We start from the raw sequence: 24,164 nt of genomic DNA, 5'->3' as shown, positions 1-24,164 counted from the left end.
AACATCAAATGACCAGGCGCTTCCTTGTAGTTTCGATAGCGGTGGCGCTTGTTTGGCTGGTCGCCTCCAAAAGTCTTGTCGCCTATTTGGCTATCACGGCACCGGACAAGGCGCTGCGGATAAGCTCCAGCAATTCGACGGCGCTTCTGAATTTGGCCGACCAAGCTCTCGCTCCGAACGGCGCTGCCGATGTGACGAGCATCGAGCAAGCGGGCGTCCTTGGTGGCTTATCAAAAGCCGCCGCCGCTTCTTCGCGGGCCTCGGATCAACAAGTGACTGCCTGGGCGCAGACGGCGCTCGCGAACGAGCCGTTCAACGCTCGTGCCTATCGAATTCTGGGCGAAATTGCAGAGCGTTCGGGCGACCTTCCTACGGCGACCAAGCTGATGAGCGCGGCGGCCCGCCATTCTCTCCACGAAAGCAAGGCTGCCTACTGGCTGATGCTCAATGCCTTCGAACGGAGGGATTTCCGGACGGCCGCTTACTACGCGGACGTACTTCTGAGGACGCAAGAGCAAGCTGGCGATCACATCGTACCGCTTCTCGCAAAGATCGCCGAAGACAAAGACGGCACGAGCGAGGTCAAAGCGTTGCTGAGGAAGAACCCGCCTTGGCGCAGGCAATTCTTCGCGACGCTTCTCAATAGCGTCACGCACGCGCGCACGCCGCTTGATCTTCTGCTCAGCCTACAGGACAGCCCCAATCCGCCGACAACGGACGAGTTGCGAAGTTATCTCGATTTTCTAATCGACCATCAATTCTACGACCTCGCCTATAGCGCGTGGTTGCAGTTTCTCTCGGCAGATGACCTGCAACGGGTCGGCTTTCTGTTTAACGGGAGCTTTGAGAGCATGCCTTCAGGCTTGCCGTTCGATTGGGTTATCACGCCGGGGTATGGCGTGACGGTCGACATTGCCGAGAGACCTCCGCTGACCGAATTCGATACCGTGGCCGACCGGACATCCGAACAAAGAAACGAGCGCGCTCTGTTCATTGAGTTCGGTTATGGACGCGCGGAATTTCAGCCCGTGTGGCAACTCCTGATGCTCGCTCCCGGCGACTATAAGCTGAGCGGCCAGTACCAAGGACAACTGCAGGGACGCCGAGGTTTAATCTGGCGCGCCGATTGTGCGGATAACAGCTCTCAGATCGGCCAGAGCGATATGCTGCTGGGCATCGCTCCGGCATGGAAGAATTTTGAATTCGATTTCAAAGTCCCGAACACCGGATGTCGCGCGCAAAAACTTCAGCTCATCCTGGACGCGCGCTCGGCGTCGGAGCAGATGATTTCAGGATCAATCTGGTTCGATGACATTAAGATCGTGAGGAAGAAGCCGTGACCTCAGGGGCCGATCGCGCGAGCGTCCTGGAAATCGACTCGACCTGAGGCACTGCGGGTATTCGGAATGTTGTCGTTATTGCCGTTCGATCCGGCGGCGCAGGGCGATGGTCCGCCGTGGATCAAGAGCGCTGAACCGGACTCAACAGTGAAATGGCAGCCGTCGCCAAACAAGACCTGGGCTTGACCGTTTGGCCTGGCGAATATCGTATCGCCGATCTTAAGTTCGTCGTGTCCGGTAACCGGCGTGAAACCGGAGCCGTGATTGACGAATACTTCTCCCCGCGCGAACGTGATGTTTTCCGCCCTGAGCGATGACGCAAAAAAAAGCATTGCGGTGGATGCGCCGATCAACAGCGCCAAGTGACTCCGTGCCATTGCGACCCCGCGTATCGACCAAAGCGAATCAATTGATCAGAAGATAACATTCGCTAGTTGAGCGCAGTTGTCTGCACAATGACGATTGGCGCGTTGCCCACAGCGGCCGGCCATTCCTCCGCGTTGCCCACAGCCACTGCCTATTTGTCCACAGGCGCGCACTGTCATTGCACGGAAGACGCTGGTGCCGGCTGCCGAAAGATTTTGATTTAGGCCGCCTCACCGGACGCAAGATAATTCCGGTACGTGCTTTCCAGACCCTGTTCAAAACTGATCTGCGGCCGCCAGCCGAGGGCTTTGAGCTTAGACCCGTCCATCAGCTTTCGCGGCGTCCCATCCGGTTTGGACGCGTCTTGCACAATCTCGCCGTCGAAGCCGACGACCTTGCATATGACCTTCGCCAGGTCAGCGATTGAAATGTCTTCACCCGATCCAACGTTGATGTGTTCGTCTTCGGAATAGAATTTCAAAATGTGCACCAGCGCGCCGGCGCAATCGTCCACGTGTAGGAACTCGCGGCGCGGTTTGCCCGAACCCCAGATAACGAGAGACTTCGCGCCGGACATCTTCGCCTCGTGAGTCTTGCGTATGAGCGCCGGAATCACGTGGCTCGTATTGAGATCGTAATTGTCGCCCGGCCCATAAAGGTTGGTCGGCATTGCCGAAACGAAATCGCAACCGAACTGACGCCGATAGGCTTGACCGAGCTTGATGCCGGCGATCTTTGCGATCGCATACCACTCGTTCGTCGGCTCAAGTGAGCCTGTGAGAAGCGCCGCTTCGACGATCGGCTGATCAGCGAACTTCGGATAGATGCAAGACGATCCGAGAAAAAGCGCCCGTTGGACACCATGATCCGCGGCGCTCTTCGTCACGTTCGCTGCGATCATCAGGTTGTCATACAGAAAATCCGCGGGATAGGAGTCATTCGCCAAAATGCCTCCGACCTTAGCGGCGGCGAGCACGACGACCTCCGGGCGTTCGCGTTTGAAGAACGCGCTCACGCCAGATGAATCCCGGAGATCCAGTTCGCTTCGCGATGACGTAAGGATCTCGCAGTGCTCGTCCTGCAATCGCCGCGCGATTGCCGAGCCGACCATGCCGCGATGTCCGGCAAGGAAAACCCTTTTACCCTGGAGATCGTAGCGGTATGCGGATCCGATCGCAGGCAAGCTTTCGTCTATGACTGCCATGGTTTTCGGCCTGCTTCAGCTTGCGGTGCGATCTTTGCGCCAGGTTTCTCTGGCGACCGCTTTCATATCGCTCTCCACCATCTCGGAGACAAGCTGCTTGAAATCCGTCTTATGATGCCAGCCGAGCTTTTTGCGCGCCTTTGATGGATCACCCTGCAGCTCCTCCACTTCGGTCGGCCGGTAGTAACGCTGATCGATGCGCACAAGGTCTTTCCCGGATTTCTCGTCCACGCCGATTTCGTCTTTTCCAGAGCCTTGCCACTTGATCCGGCGGCCGACTTTTTCAAACGCCAGTTCGACGAACTCGCGAACGGAATGCATCTCACCCGTTGCGATGACGTAGTCGTCGGGTTCCGGCTGCTGCAAAATGAGCCACATCGCCTCAACGAAGTCCCGCGCGTGACCCCAATCGCGCTTGGCGTTCAAATTGCCGAGAAACAAGCGCTCTTGGAGCCCGTGTTCGATCCCAGCAATTGCTCGGGTAATTTTGCGTGTCACGAACGTTTCACCGCGCGTCGGCCCTTCGTGGTTGAACAATATGCCGTTGGATGCGTGGAAGCCATAGGCCTCGCGGTAGTTGACCGTGATCCAATAGCCGTAGAGCTTGGCCGCCGCGTATGGCGAACGCGGATAAAACGGCGTCGTTTCACGTTGGGGTTTCTCTTGGACCTTGCCGTAAAGTTCCGATGTCGACGCTTGGTAGAAGCGGACTTTGTCGCCAAGCCCCAAGATGCGAATGGCTTCGAGAATTCGCAGTGGGCCGAGCCCGTCGGAATTTGCGGTATACTCCGGCGTCTCAAAGCTCACCGCCACGTGGCTTTGCGCCGCGAGATTATAGATCTCCGTCGGACCAATCTCCTGGATGAGACGAATGAGGTTGGTCGCGTCGGTCAGATCCCCATAATGAAGAAAAAACCGCGTCTGTTCCTCGTGGGGGTCCAAATAGAGATCGTCAATTCGTTCAGTATTGAACGATGACGAGCGTCTCTTTACGCCGTGAACCGTGTAGCCCTTATCGAGAAGAAGCCGCGCGAGATAGGCGCCGTCTTGACCAGTCACCCCGGTAATCAGTGCACAACGTTCCGTCACTTTTGGATTCCCTCCCGCGGTCACTCAGATGACGCGGCGGCTTGCGCCGCAGCCCCCTCGGCATTCTTCTGATTTGACGTTTTCCCAGTCAATGGCGATGCGCTGCAACCACACCGCTGGAGGCATTAAGTCCCACACTTCACGGGAAAGAGGAATTAGAAAGCCCGAGTTGGCCACTCGGGACCTGTGATTTCACTGAATCTTATTCACGTCCAACAGCCCCAAAGCGTTGCGATGTTGCCATGACAACAAGAGAGCCTGCTCGGAGTGAGACGATGAGTTGCCCCCACTCGACCCAAAAACAAAGCTGCGGGAGCAAGCCCCCGCAGCAACTTTTCGTCTGAGGAACAACTTCGAACCCTGGGGCATACGCCCCCCCCAAAGCTAAGGCGTCGGAGGAAGCTGGAAGTAATAGTGCGATGAGAGAACGACAACGGCTGCCAGGATGAGCGTAAGGTAGGGAAGGAACCCAGCGCGCCGTTCACCCAGATCCTGGCTCTTGAGATCCAGGTCTTCCAGCATGTGGTTCGGGAATTTGCCGCCATCCTGAATGTAGTGCCGATAGAGGAACACCGGGATGATCAGCGCCGCAAATATCAGCCCATACCAAAGTGCATTCGGATTGCCCCACACCTTGGCGCCCGCACCCATGAGTGCAAGGTTGACGAAGCCGAGGAAAGCGCCGACCCCGACGAGCCAATTCGGGGCGCGGTAGGGACGCGGGATATTCGGGCTATCAATCCGGTGAATCCAGGTCGACTGCAAGTTCAGGAAGATGAACAGCATGTAGCCGACGTTCGAGATCGACAGGATCAAATAGTAGGCGGTGGCGTCCGAGGCGGCGAACGTCAGGAGGCCGAGATTGAACACCAAGTCCGTCCACATGGCCCGCGTCGGCGCGCCATGCTCATTGACGTGCCCGAGGTATTTTGGAAGCCAGCCATCGATGCCCCCCTGGTAGAGGGTACGTGAAGAACCGGCCATCGCCATCATGATCGCGAGGATCAAGGCGAGGATCATCATCATCTCGAGGAGATGGACGACGATCGCGTTGTTCCCGCCCACCATGTCGCCCATGGCCGCTGCGACGCCCGTTCCGTCGACAATGCCGGGTTGTGTCATGCCTTCAAGGCCGAGGTGCCCTTGGAATGAGGCGGCGACGAGCGAGTAGACGACAACGCAGAGGACGCCTGCGGCAATGATCGCCTTCTTCGTGTCGGAAGCGGGATTTTTGAATTCACGCGTATAGCAAACGGCCGTCTCGAATGCGTAGCTCGACCAGCCTGCAATGAACAGCGCGCCGAGGAACAACGTCCAGCCGGCATTGTCCCAGGCACCGTTTGGAGGAACCAGAGGCGTGAAGTTCGAATATTCGACGTTGCCGGTCAAGAACGGCACGATGCCAACGATCAGCATCGGCACGATGACCAGCAGTCCGATCCACATCTGGATGCGCGCCGTTCCGAGAATGCCGCGATGCTGAACAGCAAACGTGGCGAGCATCAAAGCGGCGCCAATGAAGAACGTTGCCCCGACCTCGATCTTCGCCAAGCCAAAGAACGAGAAATCCAAAAGCTTGAATGAGCGGATGAATGGCGTTGCGTCCGCGGTCAGCGCCGTGATTGCAATGTTTGCAGCATCTGCGCCTGACTTACCGGCAATCGCCGCTGCATGAGACGCGTCTTGCAACCACGCCAAGACTTGCGGAGACTCCGCCGTAAATGAAGGAAGCGGCGCGACCGCATTGAGAATGTATCCGGCGGCGACGGCGCAACCGAGCGACAGCACCGGCGTCCAGGCAAACCAATTGCACCAGACGGAAAGCGGCGCGATGAGTTTGCTGTAACGCAGCCATGCAGCGGCGCCGTAAACGGCAGCCCCGCCCGACTTGTTTGCAAACAGGCCGGCGATTTCGGCGTAGCTGTAGGATTGGATCAGTCCCATCAGAACCGAGATCATCCACACGAGGAAGGCAAGCTTTCCGGCCGTCGCTCCCATCCCACCGATCGAGATCAAAACCAGCGCTGGAACGCCGCTGGCGATCCAAAAAGCACCCTTCCAGTCGAGCGTTCGATGCAGACCATGGGAGTCGGCGCGCGCGGCGCCCACATCCACGTCCCGCGTTGGTGTCACCATGGTCATGCGAAGATCTCCCCTTCAGACTCTTTATGCGTGCTCTGTCAAAACATCGCGCGACATATTCACAAAGATGCATTATATGCAAGTATTTTGCATAGACTGCATCTTGAAATTTTCGATATTCTGTTTGTTTTGCAGTCGCGAAGAGCAACAAATAGGCACTTATTGGTCGTGCGTTGGCCGCCGCGGCGGTGTTTGCTTTCGAGCCGACCCGCTTTAATGGATAATTCGAGAACTCAGAAAAGAGCGACGAATGACAAAAGAAAAGGCTGGCCTCAAAGCGCGGCCCACAACGCGAAAGTCGTCCGCCGAGAAGGCTGCCGTCAACGAGCTCAACAATCGCCACGACTTGGCGCATGTTCCGCTGGAGCAACGGATTGGCGCCGTCATCAAGCGCCGAAGGCTCGACTCAAATCTCACACTCTCCGATCTCAGCACCGGCGCGGGACTCTCGAGCGCGATGCTCAGTCGAATTGAAAACGGCATGGCGACCGCAAGTCTCGACGCTCTCGAGCGGTTATGCGCGGCAGTCGGCATTGGGCTGTCGGATCTTTTCAAGGAAACAGAGACCAAGCAGGGCAGCGCGCAACTCGTGAAGCGCACTGAACAGATGGAAGTCGTTCGCGTCGGCACCAAGTTTGGCCACACATATCGCCTTCTCTCGTACGACCGGGGACCGCGAAAGCTGTTCGAGCCGTTCTTCATCGAGATGGACAAGAAGAGCGAGACTTACCCCCGCTTCGCCCACCCTGGCACCGAGTTCATCTACATGCTTCAGGGGCGAATGGAGTACCGCTTCGGCGAGCACACATATCTGATCGAGCCTGGCGATGCGTTCACTTTCTCCGGCGAGGTCGTGCACGGACCGGAGAAGCTTCTCGACGAGCGGATCAAGTTTCTCGCGATCATCTTTTACGGCGAATAAACCGTTCATCCTCGCCGGCGACGCCGCCCTGTCGTGGACCAGGGCGGCGTCACTCGTTCGCGGCCGAACGCGTCAGAAACCCGGAGATCCTGGGATCCAATTCGTGCCCGCCAGCGGCACTCTCGCCATAGCGGCAGCTTCCATGGTGAGAGCGACGAGGTCTTCCGGTTCGAGGTTGTGGAGATGGTTCTTGCCGCAGGCGCGCGCCAGCGTTTGTGCCTCCAGCGTCAGAACCTTCAGGTAGTTCGCCAGCCTGCGGCCGGCAGCGACAGGATCGAGCCTCTCCATCAACTCCGGCGTCTGCGTGGTGATGCCGGCCGGATCCTTGCCCTCGTGCCAATCGTCGTAGCAACCGGCCGTGGTGCCGAGCTTGTTGTATTCGGCTTCCCAGCGAGGATCGTTGTCGCCAAGGGCGACGAGCGCGGCGGTTCCGATCCCGACTGCGTCGGCTCCGAGTGCAAGGGCCTTCGCGACGTCGCCGCCGTTGCGGATTCCGCCGGATACGATGAGCTGCACCTTGCGATGCATGCCCAGGTCCTGAAGCGCCTGCACGGCAGGGCGAATAGCCGAGAGCAACGGAATGCCCACATGCTCGATGAAGACTTCCTGCGTCGCCGCAGTTCCGCCCTGCATGCCATCAAGGACGATCGCGTCGGCGCCCGACTTCACCGCCAGCTGGACATCGAAGTAAGGCCGGCTGGCGCCGATCTTCAGATAGATCGGCTTTTCCCAGTCCGTGATTTCGCGCAGCTCGTTGATTTTGACTTCCAGGTCGTCGGCGCCCGTCCAATCCGGATGGCGGCACGCGGAGCGCTGATCGATGCCCTTCGGCAGCTGACGCATTTGCGCGACCCGGTCTGAGATCTTCTGGCCAAGCAGCATGCCGCCGCCGCCGGGCTTGGCTCCCTGACCGATGACGATCTCGATAGCGTCCGCGCGACGCAGATCGTCGGGGTTCATGCCGTAACGCGACGGCAGATATTGATAGACGAGATATTTCGATTGGCCGCGCTCTTCCGGCGTCATGCCGCCATCGCCCGTCGTGGTCGACGTGCCCGCAAGACTGGCACCTCGGCCCAAAGCTTCTTTGGCATTAGCCGAGAGCGAGCCGAAGCTCATGCCCGAGATCGTAACCGGAATGGAAAGCTTGAGGGGCTTCTTTGCAAATCGCGAACCGATGACGACTTCGGTGCCGCATTTTTCGCGATACCCTTCGAGCGGGTAACGAGACATGGATGCGCCCAGCAACAGAAGATCGTCGAAGTTCGGCATCCGGCGTTTCGAGCCGCCTCCACGAATATCGTAGATGCCAGTCGCTGCCGCACGCCGGATTTCGGCCAGCGTCGCGTCGTCGAATGTCGCCGACTTACGAGGCGGCGTTCCGAGCCAGTTTCTCTGGTGCTCTGTCATTAGTACGCTCCGGCATTATCGATATTGAAGTTGTAGAGCTTCCGCGCCGAGCCATAGCGGCGGAATTCGGAGACATCGACCTTGTGGATTTCTCCTGCTGCCTTCAGCAGTTCGCCAAGCTCCGCCTTGTGTTCGTCGCGCATCTCTTTCTCGATGCAATCRGCGCCCAAGCTGGCGACTGGTCCGCGAACATAGATGTGCGCTTCGTAAATCGAATCGCCGAGCGCTTCGCCGGCTTCTCCGAATACGACCAACCGGCCATTCTGGCCCATGAACGCGGACAGATGGCCGATATCGCCTTTGACGATGATATCGATGCCCTTCATCGAAATTCCGCATCGCGCCGACGCGTTTCCTTCAACGAGCAGGAGCCCGCCTCTACCGGTCGCGCCGGCGCTCTGACTGGCATCGCCTTTGACGTGAATACGTCCGGACATCATGTTTTCACCGACGCCCTGCCCGGCGCTGCCGTCGATCACGATGTTGGCGAACTTGTTCATGCCGCCGCAGAAGTAGCCGACATTGCCGGCTACGTTCACTGTGATGGGCGCATCGATGCCGACCGCAATCGAATGCTCGCCGCCGGGATTGGCGATGGACCAAAGGGTCTCGTTGGTGTCCTTACCGAGCTTGTGCAGAGCAGCGTTCAGCTCGCGCACCGAGGTTTCTGCTAGATCGACGTTCGGCATCAAGCGTGCTCCCAGAAATAAACCGTTGCGGGTTTTGGCTCCCACACGCGCGCGGTCTTGATGCCGGGCAGGCATGTGAGAGTTTTGTATTCGGAACCGAATGCGACGTACTCGTCCGTTTCGGCCATGACAGCCGGCTTGCACGCGATCGGATCTCTGAGGACGCCGAAGCCCGTTTCCGTGCCGACGACGAAGGTGAAGAAACCGTCGAGATCGTCGAGGCTCGATTTCAGCGCTTCGCTGAGCGTCTGGCCGCTCTTCATCTGTCGCGTCAGATAGCCGGCTGCGACCTCGGTATCGTTCTCGGTGCGAATTTTGATACCTTCCCGCCGCAACTCGCGCCGGAGCGAAGCGTGATTGGACAGAGATCCGTTATGAACCAAGCACTGATCGGTGGCCGTCGAGAACGGATGCGCGCCGTTGGTCGTAACGGCAGACTCCGTCGCCATGCGCGTGTGGGAAATGCCGTGCGTACCGCTCATTTTTGCGATGTCGAATTCGCGGGCGACGTCGTCTGGAAAACCGACTTCCTTGTAAATCTCGAGCCGCTGACCTTCGCTCATGATCGTGACATCCGGCAGATTCTTTGCCAGCCACGCTTCGGCACGAGGAACGTCTTCCGTTTTCAGAGTGATGACTGCATGCGAGTGGCGCAGGCTGATCTGGCCGCCGCCCATCGCCTCTACCAGCAGCTTGGCGGCGCGCGCAATGTCGGCTTCCGCTGTACCGCCTGCGATCGTCAGTTTGGTTTGACCGGCCGCGCCGTGTCCATAGATGGCAAACCCAGCCGAGTCCGGGCCCCGGCTGCAAAGCGTCGAAGTCATCTTCGCGAGAAACTCGCCGAGCCTCGGCTCGAGTTTCGGATCCTTGATAAAAAGGCCCGCAATTCCACACATATCTTCGTCTCCAACTCAGCGTGGTTATTCAGAAGAAGCTCAAGTAGCGTTTCGTCTCCCAGTCGGAGACGTGGCGGTGGTAGTCGATCCATTCGTCGCGCTTGTGAGAGACGAACTCGTCGATGAAATCGGCTCCCAGCGCAGACCTGAAAAACTCGCTTTGCTCGAGAGCGGTAATTGCTTCGCCAAGCGACTGTGGCAGCACATCTATCTTGCGATCCGCAATCTCGCGCGGCGTCAGGGCATAGAAGTTGATGTTCTGTGGCGGTCCGGGATGAAGGTTGCGATCAATCCCGTCGAGACCGGCCGCAATCAACGCCGCCTGCGCAAGATACGGGTTCATGCCGGAATCGCCGACGCGCAGCTCGATGCGCCCGTAAGGAATGCGCACCATCGCCGTGCGATTGTTGTCGCCGTACGCAACGAAGACCGGCGCCCAGGTCGTGCCCGACGCCGTTCGTCCGACGACGAGGCGCTTGTATGAGTTGACCGACGGCGCGAGCAAGGCCGTGAGAGCCTTCGCGTGCGCCAGAATTCCCGCCGTGAATGAATAGGCGAGCTTCGAAAGGCCCATGCCGCTCGAGTCGGACTTGTCGTGGAATAGATTCCTTCCCTCGGCGTCGGCGAGCGAGCAATGAATGTGCATGCCGTTGCCGGTCATCGAGCTCTTGGGCTTCGGCATGAAAGAGCAGATGGCACCGAGCTCATGGGCAATTTCCGCGGCCGCCATCTTGAACAAGATGATATTGTCGGCGGACGTCATGGCGTCGTCGTATTTGAAGTTGATTTCGTATTGGCCGTTCGCGTCCTCGTGATCGATTTGATAGACATCGATCCCCAGCGCCTGCAGGCTTTCCGTTACGCGCTCGAGGAAAACGCGGACTCGGGAGAGCCCTCGATAATCGTACGCGGGCTTCTGCAGACAGTCGGTATCATCGAGCGGACAGACCGATCCATCGGCGGTTCGTTGCAATAGGCTGAACTCGGGTTCTATGCCGGTGTTGAGAACCCATCCGCGTTCGCTCAATCGCGCGGTCTGAGCCTTCAGAATGTTGCGCGTATCGATCGGATGCGGTTTGCCATCGACTGTCCCAGTGCCCATCACGCGCGCGTAGCCCGGAGCCCACGGCAAGAGCTTGAGCGTCGACAGATCTCCGACGAGCATGTATTCGGATTCATGCGGCTCGAGGCGGAGTCCGTGAACACCTCCTCCTGCAAATCCCACTCCGTCCGTCAGAATATCTTCCAAATGATCGACCGGAACGGATTTGCTCTTGGCGACACCGTGAATGTCGACAAACTGCGCAAGGACATAGCGGACATGATTTTGCGCGAGGAATTGCTTAGCTTTTTGAAGGTCGAGTTGATCTGGCGTGGCCTGCTGGCTAGGCGTCAGCCGCCAATTCCAGTGGTCGAGTGAGTTCATGGGGAACCTCGGACGTTTGGAGCCGCGCTTATGCGCTGTGCGTTTCTTCCCGGTCTCAGCGCATACAATCAACTTGCACGTAGTGCAACTTATTTGTACAACGATAAACATCAGATGCGTGAAACTTCGCGCAAAGATCAGGGCTGCCACACACCATGAATGACGAAATCCAAAGCTCCGGCGGCATACGCTCGTTGGATCTCGCCCGCACGAAGGCCACGACCGGCAGCCTCAAATTCAAGCCCTATTGGTGGGAAGCGGCACCGCGCCCGCCGGATGTGCGAAATCAATTTTTGCCGGCGCGCGCAGATGTCGTGATCGTCGGCTCGGGCTTTACGGGTCTCTCCGCGGCCTTGACGCTTCTCAAGCGGGGCCGCTCAGTCATCGTGTTGGATGCAGGCGTGCCAGGAATGGGCGCGAGCACCCGCAATGGCGGCCAAGTCGGAAGCGGCAACCAAAAATTTCGCGTCGCAAAACTCATCGCGCTGCGCGGCCGGCGGAAGGCGGAGGAGCTTCTGCGTGATGGCACGCGCATGCTCGACTATATCGAGCATCTGATCGCCAGCGAGAACATCGATTGCGCCTTCTCTCGTTGCGGCCGCTTTCGCGGTGCGATGCGGCCCGAGCACTACGAAGCCATGGCGCGCGACATGGAGGATCTCCGCGATATAGCGGGCGTCGAGAGTTTCATGGTGCCGAAATCCGAGCAGCACAGCGAGATCGGGTCCGATGTCTTCTTTGGCGGTTCCGTTCTTCCGAATGATGCCTCGTTACACCCCGCCCGCTACCACGCGGGATTGATGGAAAGGATCACGGCGCTCGGCGGCGAAATCATCGGCAACGCGGCGGTCAACGGCATCACGCACGATTACGACGGCTTCAAAATCCGCACCGCTATCGATGATATGACGTGCCGCGAAGTCATCGTCGCGACCAACGGCTATACCGGCAACATCGTTCCCGAACTCAACCGGCGGATCGTTCCGATCGGTTCTGCGATCATCGCCACGGAGGAAATTCCGGAAGCGCTCTTTTCGACCTTGATGCCGAAGCTTCGCGTCTACGGGAATACCAACCGCGTATTCTACTATTATCGCGCGGCGCCCGGAGAACGGCGGATTATTTGGGGAGGCCGTGTCGGCCGGCTCGCGTCAGACACATCTGCGGCCGCATACCGCCATTTGGCGAGAGACATGCTGCATGTGTTTCCCGCGCTTCGCGACACGCCCGTGACGCACGCGTGGACCGGCCAGATCGGATACACCTACGATGAAGTTCCGCACATCGGCCGCACGGCCGGCGGCGTTCACTTCGCGCTTGGATATTGCGGGACGGGCGTATCGCGCGCCACGTACTTCGGCCACAAGATCGCGCTCAAGCTTCTGCAAGATCCGGAGGGCAAGACTGCCTTCGACGATCTCGATTTCCCAAGCTTCCCCTTCCATCCGATTGCCAAGCGAGCCGTGCCGGTCGTCGAGACCTGGTACCGAATTCGCGACGCAGTGAACAAATAAACCTCGAAAGGAGCGACATGACGAAAACCGCCAACAAAAATCAGCGGCTCAACGTTTCATCCGGCGGCGCGTACGAATCCGTCTTCGGGTATTCGCGCGCGGTGCGAGTGGGTGACGACGTGCACGTTTCTGGAACGTGCGCGCCCGCCGGGAATGAGAAAAGCGACGTATACACGCAAACACGTGCGGCGCTCGCGATCATCGAAAAAGCGCTCGCCGATGCTGGAGCAACGACGAGCCAGGTCGTTCGAACGGTCGTCTACCTTCGGGATATCAACGACGCCGAAGACGTTGCTAGAGCCCACCTCGAAACGTTCGATGCGATTCGGCCGGCCAGCACGCTCGTGCAGGTAACGTCCATGATGCGGCCCTGGCAAAAGGTCGAGATCGAGGCCTACGCCAAGATCGTCTGAGCAGAGTGCGGAATTGCGTCCTATCCGGATGCGTTACGATGAGGCCCCAAGCGGATCGCGATAGTCCGGCTGGGGACCAAAGCCGGTATCGTCGCTCAGCTGAGTGCCAGAAGCGGAAATCGCAGGTGCGAATGCCGGCTCAACGAGGTGTTCTCGCGTTCGCGCCAAGCGTTCAGAAAAGATTGGTCGGAGCGAGAGGATTTGAACCTCCGACCCCCAGTCCCCCAGACTGGTGCGCTAACCAGGCTGCGCTACGCTCCGATTTGGAAATCTCGATGGCTCCAGCCTGAACTTCGCGTCAGGAGGGCCACCCGGTCGATCTGGCCGGTCGATCTCGGCGTTGGGTACCTGGAACACTCCCCCCCGTCAAGGAGGATGTACCGCGCGGCCGGTTATCTTGGCTAATCGGGCCCCTTATCACGTTGCACCGGGCGGCGATCGCCGTGAAACCTCGGCCCTCAACGGCGGTATTCGGGCAATCGCTTCAAGATGTCGATGATCGGGTTTTCGACCCAGGCACGGGTCACCAGATCGCGGTGGCGGACGTCGCCTCCCGGAACTACGGCAACGCCACCGGTTGCAAGGCGCTTATTTATCTCGGGGCTGACGTCGACGTCGTGGGCTGCGAGAATATTTTCGAACTGGGCGTTCTGGTTGCGCGTCGAGCCGAGATAGACGCTGACGAAGAAGGCCGACGGATCCGCCTCAATCCAATGCGCGAACTTGTCGAGATCGCCATAGAGTGAATCGAGAAGAACGACGCCTCGAACGCGCTTCTTCAAACCGCCGCGCTCGATCGCGGATGCCGCCGCCACGTATCCCCCGCTATAGGCGACGATCATGACCGGCATGCTCGCAAACGTGCGGAGCGATTTGCGATCGCCGTGCATACGCGCAAGCTGCTGTCCGGCCTCGCCGATGAAACGCCCGAAGACGCCGGGCTGCCAGAATTTGCCGGCGCTCGAATCCCTTGCATCGACTGCCAGCTGAGGCGCAACGAGAACGACATTCGCGTTCGATGCCGAAATCTGATCCGGAACTTTCTGGCGCTCGAGAACGTCGCGTTGGAGCGTTGCGCCGTGGCCGTGAAAGAAGACCATCATCAATGCGGGGCGGCGAATATCGAAGCCCTTGGGAATGTGCAACAGCACGCGATTGTCGTTGTAGGTCTCGTCTTCCCAATAGACGCGACCCGATCCCGTGCGATGGCCTTTGCGTCCGCCTTCATCGACATTCAGAAACGGTGCTGCGGAGCCCGGCATCGTTCCATGATACGGGAAGGGCGCGGTATCGAACGGCACAAGGCTCGTCTTTGCGGCCTTGGTCGGGCCGCTTCTCGATTTCACTTCGGTCTTGGAAGGCGCGACTGGATGCTTGCCCGTCTTGCTCGCTGCGCCAGCATCCGGAACATTCAGCGTCCAGGCGACGCTTGCGCCGAGAGCACGCGCGAGAAATTTCCGTCGCCCGTCGTTTATCGCCGTCGGCGCCATGCGCTCGACACTCCGTAGTCGTTCATTAGAATTGCGTTTACCCTCGCACAGAAGAGTCAGACACGATTCGCGCTTGAATTGACGTGTGGCTGTAAAGTCCAAAGTTGTTCAATTCGTGAGACACGCCCGCCCGAATGCCGAAGGGATGACGTTATGCTGCACTTGGCGAATCCACGCACAGGTTCTTCCGCGCAACGCGCTAGATGTATTTTGGCAACGCGGATTTAACATGTTCTGTCAGCAGTTGTTGCTGTGCATCCGAGTCAATACTGTCCACGAGTCGGCCACGGTTAAGCTCTTTCATGACATCTGCCGCCAGCATCCGCGCACCGTCTTCGATGGGTTCCGGTATCGATATCCGGACAGTCTCCACGGTCACCGCCACCGCTCTCGCCATTGCTGATATGATCGGCATCGGTGTTTTCACTAGCCTTGGCTTTCAGGTCGCGAGCATTCCCTCGGCATTCTCGGTGCTGTTGCTCTGGATCGTCGGAGGCGTTGCGGCGCTGTGTGGCGCCCTCGCCTACGCGGAACTGGCTGCGGCGTTTCCGCGGTCGGGCGGGGAATACAATTTCCTCTCGCGCATCTATCATCCGGCCTTGGGCTTTCTCGCAGGATGGATATCCGCGACAGTCGGGTTCTCGGCCCCAATCGCGCTCGCGGCGATGGCCTTCGGCGTCTACTTCAAAGCGATTTCGCCCGACATTCCGCCGCTTATTCTCGGGCTCGCCGTCGTCTGGATCGTGACCGCCGTGCATCTCAGCGGCATCAAGCACTCCAGCAAATTCCAGAACATCTCGACGCTGATCAAAGTCGCGCTCATCGTTGCGCTGATCATCGCGGGGCTCGCCTGCGGGACGCCACAGCCCATTTCCTTCGCCCCCTCGGCCGACGACTGGACCTATGTCGCGAGCGCGCCGTTCGCAGTCAGCCTCGTCTTCGTCATGTATGCCTACTCCGGCTGGAACGCTGCGACCTATATCGCCGGCGAAATTCGCGAGCCTTCCGTCAGTTTGCCGCGCTCGATCGTTGCCGCGACTTTGATCGTCATCGCAGGCTATGTCGCTCTCAATGCCGTGTTCCTCTACACGACGCCGATTTCGGCGATGGCCGGGCAGATCGACGTCGCGCTGGTCGCCGGCAAACACATTTTCGGCGAGTTTGGGGGCCGGATCGTCGGAGGGCTGATCTGCGTTGGCCTCATTTCTTCGATCAGCGCCATGACGTGGATCGGACCTCGTGTCACGATGGCGATGGGCAAAGATCATGCGCTGCTGGAGGCGCTTTCGCGCACGACGAGTGACGGCGTTCCCAAAACCGCTATTCTGTTGCAGCTCGGCATCGTCACTGTGCTGCTCATGACGCAGAGCTTTGAGGCTATTCTCGACACGATCCAGTTCAGCCTCACGCTTTGTTCTTTCCTGGCCGTGCTCGGCGTGATCGTGCTGCGCTGGACCGAACCCGATCTACCCCGCCCCTATCGGACCTGGGGTTATCCGGTGACGCCGTTCATCTTCCTCGGTGTGACCGCTTTCATGATGTACTACCTCGTTGTCGAGCGTCCTCTGCAGTCGCTGGCAGGTCTTGCCATCATGCTGACGGGTTTGGCCGTTTATGCCTTTGCGCAACGGCGTTCGTTGATTGATGCAAGACCTCAATAGGACCAAACATGGCTAGAATGCGCGTCTCCGTTGCGATCGCCGCCGTCATGGCTGTTGCATTCGCGATCCTTCCCTTCTCCGCGCAGGCCGAACCGAGCGCCAGTATCAACGATACGGCCCGCTTCATCGCCGGGATGCAGCCGTCGCCGGGGTCGCCCCTTACGGCGTACACGAACGAAGGGTATTGGAAGCAATACGCCCGCAGTTTCGACGAGGCTTGGGACGGACTCGAGCGGCGCCAGCTGTCGAAGATCCGCACCATGGTTGCGCGCGATTTCAATAACCCTCAGGCGGTGCTGTTCTATCTCTTCAGCGGGCCAGACTTTCTCTATGCGGACGCATTCTTTCCGTCGGCCGACACTTATGTGATGGCGGGGCTCGAGCCTCCGGGCCAGATCCCGGATCTGCGCAAGTTTTCTCGCGGCGAGATCGCAAGCTCGCTGCGCGAACTTCGGTCGTCGTTGAGCTCGGTACTGAGCTACAGCTTCTTCCAGACGAAATCCATGCGCGTCGATTTCAGCCGCGCCAAGCTCAATGGCACGCTGCCTGTGCTGATGACGTTCCTGGCGCGCTCCGGCAAGACGATCTACGACATCTCGCTGTTCGATCTGCAGAGCGACGGCACGCTGCATCCCGTTGAAGAGAACATCGCGAACCCCACTGGCCGTGGCGCGAAAATCGTATTCTCGGACGCCAATGTCGGCAAGAAACGCACGATCTACTACTTCAGCACGGACTTGTCCGACGGCGGCATCAAGAACAGCGGGTTTCTCACCTTCTGCGACAAGCTTGGGCATGGCGACAGCTTCTTGAAGAGCGCGTCGTACCTGATGCACTCGGATCATTTCTCGACGGTGCGCGACTTCCTGCTTTCGCACAGCGTTTCGCTGCTCGAGGATGACTCCGGCATCCCGATACGTTTCTTCGCGCAAGGCTGGCAGCTTCATCCGTACGGCCGTTACGTCGGCCCCATCAGCCTCTTCGGCGGCCAATATCAGGCGAAGCTAAAGGACGTTTTCGCAAAGGGGAACGCGAAGCCGATCGAGTTCAGCCTCGGCTACCGCTGGAGGCCGACGGAGTCGAACATCCTGCTCGCCGTCAAAGATCCGTCCGCGACGGCTTTCGAGATTGCTCCCGCGACAGGCAAGCAGAGCGCGTCGGATTCCGAGACCGGTTCGGTCACAAAGGCGAAGGCTGAGTCGAAGTCCGATACTCCCGCCCGGCAACGCTACCGGCACAACCGGGAGCAGAAGACGGTCAGCAATCCGTGGCCGAAGCTATTCGGCTACTCTCCCTGATCGCGGATCACGTTCCGGACACTGGCCATGATTTGCTTCTTATGAACCCGTCGAGGTTATCGGCTGGGAACGAGAGCACGTTTATTCTTTCAGGAAGACGTTGGGCTGCGACCGCCGCAACGTAGTGCCCTTCGACCACCAGGTCCCTGATCTCGAGATCAAATCCTGAGCCTTGCGCGCGGGCCGTGCGACTGCCTCCAACGACGCCCTGTTCCGTCAGCAATCGGCCAATACCCGACCCAAGAGCCTTGGCGGCAGCTTCAAGTCGGACCCACGCCACGATCACGTCGGTGTCACACGCCGGCGACAATGCCTGTCGGGCTCCCATTCGTTGGGCGGCGCTGACGATCCGCTGCCGTCGCTCATCGGACATACGGATGCGGCGTTCCTTTCGCTCGAGGTCGACGCCCACCTGCATGACCTTCGAGACGACAATGAGTGCGCCTTCGCCTGTGTGCGAGACGTTGAAGTGCGGAGCTCCGGCGAGGCTCGGGCGGCCGCCGTTCTCGATCTCGAAATTCAATCTCCGGATTGCTTCGCCGCCAGCGCGCTCAAGCACGATGCGAGTCGCAATGCGCGTGGCACGCCATAGCCGCGCTGCCTCGCGATCGGCCATGGCGCTCGCGCGCTCGTTGTCGGATGCGGAAAGCCGGGGCGTCGTCTCATCCTCGGCTTCGAGACACGCCACCGATTTGATGAGATCGACGAAGAAAACTTCGAGATCGTTCTGATTGTTCTGGGCCTCGATGCGGCCCTTGTGATGAGCGGGCATGTTTGTTTGCGCCGCGGCTCGAAGCTTATGAACGTCCTGCACGCGGCTTCTTCAGTTCGTCGGCGCCATCCGTTGCGTTGAGCGGCTGGCCGCGGAGAATGGCGCGCGCGATTTCGAGTTCGCGCATTGCAGTCAGAATCTGAACTTTGACAGGGACGACGGCTTCCTCGGGCCCTTTGCTTTCGGGTTGTGCGGCGGTGGCTGTCGCTCTCGCTACGGGCTTCCTTCCGCGCTTGCGGCTGGCCGGCTCGGCCGGAGCCGCCGCAGCCTGCGCTGCCGCAACCCGGTGAGCCGCGGCCTTGACTTGCTCGACACCGTGTTCGCGGAGGATCTTCTGGACGCCGCGTATCGTGTAGCCCTCAGCATGAAGCAGCGCGCGGATGCCCCGGAGCAGTTCCATGTCTTCGGGCCGGTAATAACGCCGGCCTCCGCCACGTTTCATCGGGCGGATTTGCGGGAACCGTCCTTCCCAAAAGCGTAGAACATGCTTCGGAATCTGCAGCTCATCAGCCACTTCACCGATCGTGCGAAACGCCTCCGCAGACTTGTTCATGGAATCGTGCCCTCGCGAGTACCGTAGCTACCGACGATTGAACGCCCAGTTCCGCCGCGATGCAATCGGATCTCTAGCGCTTCGCGTGACCCTTGTTGATACGGTCCTTCATGATGTTCGATGGACGGAACACCAAGACGCGCCGCGGCGTGATCGGAACTTCCTCGCCGGTTTTCGGATTGCGTCCAACGCGTTCGCCCTTTTGACGAATGCCAAAGGATCCGAAGGACGAGAGCTTAACCGCATCGCCTTCCGCCAAGCTTCCCGAAATCTCATCCAGCACACGCTCAACGAGATCCTGGCTCTCGTTGCGCGGCAACCCAACTTTTTCGACGACGGCTTCAGCAAGATCTGCTCGCGTCAACGTCTTGCCCGCCATCTCGTTCTCCCAGCCGAACAGTCGTTCTGACCGGATATGGTAGCGGCGGTTGGTCGCGGGGTCAACGGGAGGGGCGAACAAGCGACTGAAAAATCACGACTTTCTACGCTGCAGTGCACCAATTTGCTTACCAGCGTGCAAGTACGGCGCCCCATGTAAAGCCGCCACCCATCGCCTCCATCAGGATAAGACTGCCTTCCTTAACCCGGTGGGCCTCGAAGGCCTCATTAAGAGCCAATGGGATGGAGGCCGCCGACGTGTTGCCGTGCCTGTCGAGCGTCATCACGATTTTCTCGGGCGCGACGCCCAGCTTTTTCGCGATACCGTCGAGAATGCGCTTGTTGGCTTGGTGCGGAATGAAGAGATCGATTTCGTCGGCGGCGTAGCCGGTTTCGACGAGCGTTTCTTCGATGACGCCCGAAATCTTCTGGACGGCGTGCCGGAAAACTTCGCGCCCATTCATGCGGAGGTGACCAACGGTTTTCGTCGATCCGGGACCACCATCGACGTAGAGCAAATCCTCGAAGCGGCCGTCCGACCGAATTCTCGTCGCGAGAATGCCCCTGTCGTCGTTCGTGCCGTGCTGCGGCTGCGCCTCGAGCACCACTGCGCCGGCGCCGTCGCCGAACAGAACGCAGGTCGAACGATCCGACCAATCGAGAATGCGCGAGAACGTTTCGGCGCCGATAACGAGCGCGCGTTTCGATTGCCCGAGTTTCAGAAAGTTGTCGGCAACGGTCAAAGCGTAGACAAATCCCGAGCATACCGCCTGTACGTCGAAGGCGGCGCCCTTCGTGACGCCGAGCATCGACTGTATTCTAACCGCCGTTGCCGGGAAGGTGCGGTCGGGAGTTGCCGTTGCGCAGACGATGAGGTCGATGTCGACGGGATCGATCCCTGCCCGGACCAATGCCTGCTTGGCTGCGGCGGCGCCGAGGTCCGACGTCAGCTCATTTTCATCGGCGATGTGGCGGCAGACGATGCCGGATCGTTCTTGAATCCAGCTGTCGCTTGTATCGACGATTTTTGCGAGGTCGTCATTAGTCACGATACGCTTCGGCAAATGTGCGCCGACGCCGCGAATGACAGAACGAAGGACTGCCAAATCTATGCCTTTCCGAGTGGGCTGCCGGTCGCGCTATGCGGTTGCGATCCGCTGGGGGCGCCCGAAAGCCTATGATGAAAAACGTCGATATCCGCCGTGAGGCGCGCGATCAAACCTGAATCGGCCATCTCGTAAGCGAGATCCACCGCGCTCGCAAAGCCAAAGGCGTCCGTGCCGCCATGGCTCTTCACGGCAATGCCGTTGAGGCCGAGAAACGTGCCCCCGTTGACGCGCCTCGGGTCCATCTTTTCCTTCAGCACGCGGAACCCGCCTTGCGCCAGAAAGGCGCCGAGCTTGCTCAGTACGGAACTCGTCATGGCGGCGCGGAGATAGCTGCTGATCTGCTGTGCCGTGCCTTCCGCCGTTTTCAAAGCGATGTTGCCCGCAAAGCCTTCGACGACAATGACGTCGACCGCGCCGCGGCCGATCTGATCGCCTTCGACAAAGCCTTTGTATTCGAGCGGCAGGGCATCGATCGACTTCAGCAGCGCGTGCGCGGCCTTGACGTCCTCGTTGCCCTTCATCTCTTCGGTACCGACGTTCAAGAGGCCCACGGACGGCCGCTCGATATGGAACACGGCGCGCGCCATCGCGGCGCCCATCAGCGAAAAATCGGCCAGCTGGCCCGCAGTCGCGCCGATATTGGCGCCGACATCGAGCACGATGCATTCCGATTTGATGGTCGGCCAAATAGCGGCGATTGCGGGACGTTCAATCCCGGCGATCGGTCGAAGCACGAGCTTCGCGATGGCCATCAGGGCGCCGGTGTTTCCTGCCGAAACCGCGGCATCCGCCTCGCCCAATTTCACGGCTTCGAGCGGCAGCCACATGCTGGAGCCCTTGCCACGCCGCAGGGCCTGGCTCGGCTTCTCGTGCATCGCGATCACATGATCCGTGTGCACGATACGCGATTTTGCCTGCAGCGCGGGATGTCGCGCGATCGCTGCTTCGATGCGCGGCCGGTCGCCATAGAAGATGAAGTTCAGCGCAGGTTGGCGCTCCAGGGACAACGCCGCCCCGGGGACGACAACCTCCGGACCGTGATCGCCACCCATTGCGTCCAGTGCGATAGTCTTTGGACTCGCCATTCTTGATTGCCGTTGAAGCCGTATTGGCACTGAGGAGGTGCCAGACCCGGCATGGGTCTTATATTTCCCCGAAATCCGGCGCGACCATAGCCTTTTGGGGCCCGCCCACAAGGCGAAATCGCGCCTCGTGACAGAAGCACTCATATCCCCCGGTTTTGGCTTGACAATTTATCCACTTCGACCGTCTTCCGGCGCCGAGGCGGGGTCACTTCAATCGTCCGGCTTCAGCTTGGACAAAGCCGCGAAGGGGCTCACCTTGTCGGGGTCCTTGGCCTTCGGGTCCTCCCAATTGAACTCGGCGTCCGGACGGCGCGGATAGGGATTGAGCGAAGCAGACAGCGTCTCGTAGACGATCCGACCAACCGGAATAATGCCGTGCTCCAGCACCTCGATGTCGGTGCCTTCGAGGATCGAGGCTTCCTCGTCGCCATCCTTGACATCGACGGTCGGGAAGAACTCGACCTCGTAGGCTCCGTTCACCTTGCCGCTCACGGGCTCGAGCGACACAACGCACGCCTGCTCGACGCTCGCTGTGATGGTGCCTCGCAGCCGGTAGCCGTTACCGGCGATCGCATTGATGCGATAGTTCGTGGAAAGGCTCGCGACCTTCAGGATATCGAGAGCCTGCGCAATGGTCTGAAGCTCAGCGGGCGTCGCCGCGCGGTCGCGTTCCAATCCGCCGGCAGGAATGTCCGTCGCCTTTTCGATCCAATTCGGTTGGTCGGTCACGTGATCGATACCTTACGTTTTGATGTTGCGTTCGCGAGCAGCTGGCTCGCCATTCCTGCATTCACGAATTCACCGAATGCGTGGTCCGAGAGAGCGGATGAAGCGGCCTGCATGTAATGCGCAAGCCCGGCTGCGCCGTCTTCCCGCTCAACGGAATCCGCAAAGACAAAGCCGCGGAGGCTTTTGGTTAGTCGCGGAGCGCCTGGCTCAGCCAGATCCTGGGCCAGATCCTCAATCAGATCTTGGCGATAGACCGATGCGCGCTCGTAAAAGGCCGCCGCTGCCCGCTTAACCTTTTTCGGCACCGTTAGATCCCCAACCCCCATCTCGCGCATGCAGTCGTCCATATCAATGACGAATGTTTCTATCGTGCGCCGCGCTAGACCTTCGGCGGCGGCTCCTTGCCCCCGCAAGCCTTCGAGCGCGAGAAAAAGATGGAGCGCAACCAGCTCGAACCGGCCTTCAGGTGTGTCCGGGACACCGAGGGCGCCGTAAAAAGCCGGCTGCCGCGCCGCGGCCACGACGCTGCCATAAAGCTCTTCTGCTTTGCGGCTGGTTTCGGCCCGTTGCCTTAGCCATCGCAACATAATCGGATTCCTTGGTTAGCAGCACGAGCAGAGCAAATGTCTGGGGATCATGCCGTGCGGCCGCGGGGGCGCGCAGTTGCCGGCTTTTCACGCACAATCTAAACACACGTCGGCGATAGGGCGAAGAGATTCGCGCCAGATGAAAGTTCAAATGAAACAGCACGGCCATTCAAGTAGGCGACTCAAGGCGATCCTTCGCTCAGGCTTACTGGCATCAACCGTCATCCTGGCGGCGTGCGGAACTCCGGTTATCACCAAGCATGGCCAGCAGTTCCGGCCGACGGACTTGCAGGGCGTTCAGGCCGGAATGAGCCAGGACCAAGTGCGCACCGCGCTCGGCACCCCGGCGACCACCGCCGTCGTCGGCGACGGACGCGCCTTCTACTATATATCGAGCACCGACAGTCAGAAGTCGTTTTTCCTTCCGACCGAGACCGACCGGCAGGTTGTGGCGGTCTATTTCAACCAGGGCGGCACCGTCGACAGTATTGCGAACTACGGCCTGAAAGACGGAAAGATCTTCGATTTCGTCAGCCGCAAAACACCGGCCCCTGGCGGCAAAGACGAAGGCATCCTGAAGCAATTGTTCCGGAACCTCGGCAAGCAACAGCTCTTCGGCGGCGGCTAACCGGATATTTACTTTACCTGATCTCGCAATCGGATGATCCCGCCTATGGTCGCCTATCGTCGCCTATCGTTCTGGGCGCGGTGACTGCTATATTCTTTGCTCACAGCGGCGCTGCGCTTGCAACGGCACCGCGGAAGAAGCAGATCGGCCGTGGTTCGGGCGCCTCGTTCCATGGCCGGCCCTCAACGCAACAGCGCAGGGATAACACATGACCGAACACATCGAAGTTGGCTTCATGGCTTTCCTGGTTGACGGCAAAGACGGCGTCGGCGCCGTCCGCGAAGTCACCCCCACCTCGCTCGTCATCTACGTGGAGAACGCAGGCGAGTTCGTCATACCGCGCTCGGCCGTGAAGGATGTCCACTCGGAAAAGGTGCTTCTGAAGCCGTCGCTTCTCGACAAGCGCTTTCTCAAGGCCATCGGGCACGTGCACGACAGCGAAGACCCGAAGCTGGTCGGCTGA

24 protein-coding genes and 1 tRNA gene are annotated in these 24,164 nt (G+C 59.5%); 8 read left to right on the top strand and 17 right to left on the bottom strand.

The features are described from left to right. Window positions 1-8 precede the first annotated feature (8 nt). Window positions 9-1,340: a tetratricopeptide repeat protein gene (locus tag AC1DK3_RS06395; RefSeq protein WP_477191423.1), complete on the top strand. Its 1,332-nt coding sequence runs from the start codon at window positions 9-11 to the stop codon at window positions 1,338-1,340. 2 nt (window positions 1,341-1,342) lie between these two features. Here the strand turns inward: AC1DK3_RS06395 and AC1DK3_RS06390 are convergent, their stop codons facing one another. The 4 genes from AC1DK3_RS06390 to AC1DK3_RS06375 form a co-directional block, all read right to left on the bottom strand. Beyond that, window positions 1,343-1,717: a FecR family protein gene (locus tag AC1DK3_RS06390; protein WP_477191422.1), complete on the bottom strand. Its 375-nt coding sequence runs from the start codon at window positions 1,715-1,717 to the stop codon at window positions 1,343-1,345. Between the two features lie 209 nt (window positions 1,718-1,926). Next, a complete protein-coding gene (gene fcl, locus AC1DK3_RS06385) occupies window positions 1,927-2,910 on the bottom strand; it encodes a GDP-L-fucose synthase (protein ID WP_477191421.1) in 984 nt (327 codons plus the stop codon). Window positions 2,911-2,925: 15 nt separating this feature from the next. Continuing rightward, window positions 2,926-3,999, bottom strand: a complete 1,074-nt coding sequence (gene gmd / locus AC1DK3_RS06380) for a GDP-mannose 4,6-dehydratase (protein ID WP_477191420.1) — start codon at window positions 3,997-3,999, stop codon at window positions 2,926-2,928. A gap of 384 nt (window positions 4,000-4,383) precedes the next feature. Further along, the gene (locus AC1DK3_RS06375) at window positions 4,384-6,135 is read right to left on the bottom strand and encodes an APC family permease (RefSeq protein WP_477192882.1); all 1,752 of its coding nucleotides are present in this window, start codon (window positions 6,133-6,135) and stop codon (window positions 4,384-4,386) included. Window positions 6,136-6,391: 256 nt separating this feature from the next. Between AC1DK3_RS06375 and AC1DK3_RS06370 the strand changes: the two genes are divergently transcribed. Continuing rightward, window positions 6,392-7,063 (top strand): helix-turn-helix domain-containing protein, encoded by a 672-nt coding sequence (locus AC1DK3_RS06370; protein WP_477191419.1) that lies wholly within the window; start codon window positions 6,392-6,394, stop codon window positions 7,061-7,063. A gap of 72 nt (window positions 7,064-7,135) precedes the next feature. Here the strand turns inward: AC1DK3_RS06370 and AC1DK3_RS06365 are convergent, their stop codons facing one another. The 4 genes from AC1DK3_RS06365 to glnT are packed head-to-tail and all read right to left on the bottom strand — an operon-like array spanning window position 7,136 to window position 11,484. Next, a complete protein-coding gene (locus AC1DK3_RS06365; RefSeq protein WP_477191418.1) occupies window positions 7,136-8,473 on the bottom strand; it encodes an FMN-binding glutamate synthase family protein in 1,338 nt (445 codons plus the stop codon). Beyond that, on the bottom strand, window positions 8,473-9,162 hold the full coding sequence (locus tag AC1DK3_RS06360) for a protein glxC (RefSeq protein WP_477191417.1): 690 nt from the start codon (window positions 9,160-9,162) through the stop codon (window positions 8,473-8,475). The genes AC1DK3_RS06365 and AC1DK3_RS06360 overlap by 1 nt, the downstream gene beginning before the upstream one ends. Continuing rightward, a complete protein-coding gene (locus tag AC1DK3_RS06355) occupies window positions 9,162-10,058 on the bottom strand; it encodes a class II glutamine amidotransferase (RefSeq protein ID WP_477191416.1) in 897 nt (298 codons plus the stop codon). Before AC1DK3_RS06355 ends, AC1DK3_RS06360 begins: the two co-directional genes overlap by 1 nt. A 28-nt stretch (window positions 10,059-10,086) precedes the next feature. Further along, window positions 10,087-11,484 carry a type III glutamate--ammonia ligase gene (glnT, locus tag AC1DK3_RS06350; RefSeq protein ID WP_477191415.1) on the bottom strand — a complete coding sequence of 466 codons (1,398 nt, stop codon included), beginning with the start codon at window positions 11,482-11,484 and terminating at the stop codon, window positions 10,087-10,089. 155 nt (window positions 11,485-11,639) lie between these two features. Between glnT and AC1DK3_RS06345 the strand changes: the two genes are divergently transcribed. Then, window positions 11,640-12,998, top strand: a complete 1,359-nt coding sequence (locus tag AC1DK3_RS06345) for an NAD(P)/FAD-dependent oxidoreductase (protein WP_477191414.1) — start codon at window positions 11,640-11,642, stop codon at window positions 12,996-12,998. Window positions 12,999-13,015: 17 nt separating this feature from the next. Further along, window positions 13,016-13,411, top strand: coding sequence for a RidA family protein (locus AC1DK3_RS06340; protein WP_291162679.1), 396 nt, complete (start codon window positions 13,016-13,018; stop codon window positions 13,409-13,411). A 183-nt stretch (window positions 13,412-13,594) separates the two neighbouring features. Here AC1DK3_RS06340 and AC1DK3_RS06335 read toward each other — a convergent pair. Both AC1DK3_RS06335 and AC1DK3_RS06330 read right to left on the bottom strand, forming a co-directional pair. Continuing rightward, window positions 13,595-13,672, bottom strand: a tRNA-Pro gene (locus tag AC1DK3_RS06335). A 197-nt stretch (window positions 13,673-13,869) separates the two neighbouring features. Continuing rightward, complete coding sequence (locus AC1DK3_RS06330) at window positions 13,870-14,901, bottom strand: alpha/beta hydrolase (protein WP_477191413.1); 1,032 nt, start codon at window positions 14,899-14,901, stop codon at window positions 13,870-13,872. A gap of 302 nt (window positions 14,902-15,203) precedes the next feature. On the opposite strand from AC1DK3_RS06330, the gene AC1DK3_RS06325 reads away from it, so the two are divergent. After that, window positions 15,204-16,562, top strand: coding sequence for an APC family permease (locus tag AC1DK3_RS06325; protein ID WP_477191412.1), 1,359 nt, complete (start codon window positions 15,204-15,206; stop codon window positions 16,560-16,562). A gap of 8 nt (window positions 16,563-16,570) precedes the next feature. Then, complete coding sequence (locus AC1DK3_RS06320) at window positions 16,571-17,860, top strand: hypothetical protein (RefSeq protein ID WP_477191411.1); 1,290 nt, start codon at window positions 16,571-16,573, stop codon at window positions 17,858-17,860. Between the two features lie 7 nt (window positions 17,861-17,867). Here AC1DK3_RS06320 and AC1DK3_RS06315 read toward each other — a convergent pair whose 3' ends face one another. From AC1DK3_RS06315 to AC1DK3_RS06285, 7 genes are all read right to left on the bottom strand, one after another. Continuing rightward, entirely contained in the window at window positions 17,868-18,674 is an 807-nt protein-coding gene (locus AC1DK3_RS06315) for a 4'-phosphopantetheinyl transferase family protein (protein ID WP_477191410.1), read from the bottom strand. After that, window positions 18,658-19,185 carry a MerR family transcriptional regulator gene (locus tag AC1DK3_RS06310; RefSeq protein ID WP_477191409.1) on the bottom strand — a complete coding sequence of 176 codons (528 nt, stop codon included), beginning with the start codon at window positions 19,183-19,185 and terminating at the stop codon, window positions 18,658-18,660. The genes AC1DK3_RS06315 and AC1DK3_RS06310 overlap by 17 nt, the downstream gene beginning before the upstream one ends. A gap of 73 nt (window positions 19,186-19,258) precedes the next feature. Further along, window positions 19,259-19,564 carry an integration host factor subunit alpha gene (locus tag AC1DK3_RS06305; RefSeq protein ID WP_092868132.1) on the bottom strand — a complete coding sequence of 102 codons (306 nt, stop codon included), beginning with the start codon at window positions 19,562-19,564 and terminating at the stop codon, window positions 19,259-19,261. A 127-nt stretch (window positions 19,565-19,691) separates the two neighbouring features. Continuing rightward, entirely contained in the window at window positions 19,692-20,669 is a 978-nt protein-coding gene (locus AC1DK3_RS06300; protein ID WP_477191408.1) for a beta-ketoacyl-ACP synthase III, read from the bottom strand. A gap of 2 nt (window positions 20,670-20,671) precedes the next feature. Beyond that, window positions 20,672-21,757: a phosphate acyltransferase PlsX gene (plsX, locus tag AC1DK3_RS06295; RefSeq protein WP_477191407.1), complete on the bottom strand. Its 1,086-nt coding sequence runs from the start codon at window positions 21,755-21,757 to the stop codon at window positions 20,672-20,674. A gap of 210 nt (window positions 21,758-21,967) precedes the next feature. Further along, window positions 21,968-22,486, bottom strand: a complete 519-nt coding sequence (locus tag AC1DK3_RS06290) for a YceD family protein (protein ID WP_477191406.1) — start codon at window positions 22,484-22,486, stop codon at window positions 21,968-21,970. Further along, window positions 22,483-23,073 carry a ubiquinol-cytochrome C chaperone family protein gene (locus AC1DK3_RS06285; RefSeq protein ID WP_477191405.1) on the bottom strand — a complete coding sequence of 197 codons (591 nt, stop codon included), beginning with the start codon at window positions 23,071-23,073 and terminating at the stop codon, window positions 22,483-22,485. Before AC1DK3_RS06285 ends, AC1DK3_RS06290 begins: the two co-directional genes overlap by 4 nt. 139 nt (window positions 23,074-23,212) lie before the next feature. Here AC1DK3_RS06285 and AC1DK3_RS06280 point away from each other — a divergent pair, with 139 nt between their 5' ends. Together AC1DK3_RS06280 and AC1DK3_RS06275 are read left to right on the top strand one after the other, a co-directional pair. After that, window positions 23,213-23,701, top strand: coding sequence for an outer membrane protein assembly factor BamE (locus AC1DK3_RS06280; RefSeq protein WP_477191404.1), 489 nt, complete (start codon window positions 23,213-23,215; stop codon window positions 23,699-23,701). 208 nt (window positions 23,702-23,909) lie between these two features. Beyond that, the gene (locus AC1DK3_RS06275; protein WP_477191403.1) at window positions 23,910-24,164 is read left to right on the top strand and encodes a hypothetical protein; all 255 of its coding nucleotides are present in this window, start codon (window positions 23,910-23,912) and stop codon (window positions 24,162-24,164) included.

Source organism: Hyphomicrobium sp. 01T421, assembly GCF_056398805.1.
Note: the sequence above shows the minus strand (reverse complement) of the source record. Positions and strands in the feature narration are given on the sequence as shown.